Source organism: Proteus sp. MB838, assembly GCF_054767435.1.
This window is the reverse complement of the sequence record NZ_BAABMO010000100.1, coordinates 1-718: the sequence shown is the minus strand read 5'-3', so window position 1 is coordinate 718 and position 718 is coordinate 1. Positions and strand designations below refer to the sequence as shown.

The following is a 718-nucleotide window of genomic DNA, read 5'->3' as shown; positions in this document are numbered from 1 at the left end:
ATTAATTACGAAATGTCTTGTTTATATATCTAAATATAGGGTGGGTTACTGCTGAACGAGGGATGTCATACTCCCTCCGTTATTAACTAAATACGCATTGGCATAATCAATACCGATACTGGCTTGCATGGGTTGAATATGTCGCAAATGATAGCGTCTTGACCTGTTTTGAATTGAAGTTCGATAGCTGGCATTTTAGGGTTAACATACTTTGCTATCTTCTGTAATTTGGTAAGAAATGAAACGTTAATACCTATTTTGAATGGTAAGTTTTCTTTCATTTTTCTTGTTTTTTCGATTAGCTTGTCGATGTGTGGGAAGCGCCCGTCGATAACACTACACATTGAAACACCTATTAGCGTATTTTCATCTGAAAACAACCTAACAATTCCGTCATCAGTATCGAAAATTGCATAATCGAATTGCTTAGTTGGTAATTTACCCACTGATAAAATAACTTCATTTTCAATTTCGTTATCGTGTTCGCCGTATGCCAACATGTGGCCATCTGTGCCAGCCACTTTTCCGTTAGGTAGAAAGCAGATACCGCAAATGTAGTAGCGAATATCTCTTATTGCCATACACTCCATGACAGCAAGTAGAGTGCCTCTATCTATCTTTAACTCCATCTCTATCTCCTATCTATTAATCAACTCACCACAGCCCACAGAATGGACTGTAATTAGTTAACTGTGCCTGCTTTTAACCACGTCAGGCG

The 718-nt window shown here is 38.2% G+C and carries 1 protein-coding gene; it reads right to left on the bottom strand.

Features of this window, described 5'->3' with window-relative positions:
• Positions 1-86: 86 nt before the first annotated feature.
• A complete protein-coding gene (locus tag ACYUCW_RS18080; RefSeq protein WP_460409181.1) occupies positions 87-629 on the bottom strand; it encodes a hypothetical protein in 543 nt (180 codons plus the stop codon).
• Between the last annotated feature and the right edge of the window lie 89 nt (positions 630-718).

What these genes read in the sequence shown, in the direction of transcription:
- ACYUCW_RS18080 (WP_460409181.1), bottom strand. Translation starts at nt 629, where the DNA reads ATGGAGTTAAAGATAGATAGAGGCACTCTACTTGCTGTCATGGAGTGT.